Genomic DNA, 929 nt, shown 5'->3' with positions numbered 1-929 from the left:
CGCCCGGCGAACATGGCGGCAGAGCCAAACATCCGAAACGCGCCGACGGCAAGCCCCAGCCCTCGCGTCAAGAGACCGCCCTTCATGCCGAGCACCGCCATGCTAAAACGCAGCAACGCGAGCGGCCCAAGGATGGCCGCCAAAGCAATCGTCAACGTCCCGCACACGGCAAGTAGCGCGGCGAATACCGCTAACACGGTAATGACGGCCTTCGCCGCGCCCGGATGCGCTTTGACCACGGTGAGCAACCGTTCGGCTAGCGAGCGCGTTTTGTCGAGCCCTGCGTTATACAGCGGCGTGACGCGCTGACCAATCTCATTTTTGAGGTCACGCAGCTTGGCCATTGCGGCAAGCTCTTTGCCGCTCGTTTGCTCCTGCGCAATGCCGCTCAGCGTATCAATGTCCGCCGCCACCTTGTTCTGGCGCTCGTTCTTTGCAATCTGATTGCGTTGCAAGAACATCGTGGTGAACAAGTTCGAGGCGGTCGAGTTCGTGAACATCGAGCCGATCGTGCTGACGATCGCTTTCTCGTCGGTGATCCCTTTCTTCGCAAGCGCTGGTAGCAACGTCTCCTTCATCCACTCATAGGGCGAGGACTTGAACTGTTCCGAATTGAGCAGCGCTCCATCGGCGAATGCCTTGACGTGGCCGTTCTTGTCGTATTCGACTTTTTTGGAATCGAGCAGTCCGAGATTCATCAGCTTGCGCGCGGCGCGTACGGTCGTGCGCCCCTCGATCAAGTTCTGGTAGCCCGACATGAGGCCCTTACCGGCGCTGCCGCGCATCTCCTGAATGAGCGGCTCCATCTGATAGAAGAACGCATCTTTGGAAAGCGACTTGGCGGCCACGCCGCCGCGCTGAATAAACTCCATCCATTGATCGCCGCCGACGCGCCCGCCGGTCGCCGATATCACTTTCTGAACGCGGTT

At 59.6% G+C, this 929-nt stretch carries 1 pseudogene; it reads right to left on the bottom strand.

Features of this window, described 5'->3' with window-relative positions:
• Positions 1–929: pseudogene (locus QCE79_RS33040) on the bottom strand (hypothetical protein); the annotation flags it as partial.

Source organism: Caballeronia sp. LZ003 (genome assembly GCF_031451465.1).
GTDB lineage: Bacteria > Pseudomonadota > Gammaproteobacteria > Burkholderiales > Burkholderiaceae > Caballeronia.
This window is presented reverse-complemented; position numbering and strand designations above follow the sequence as displayed.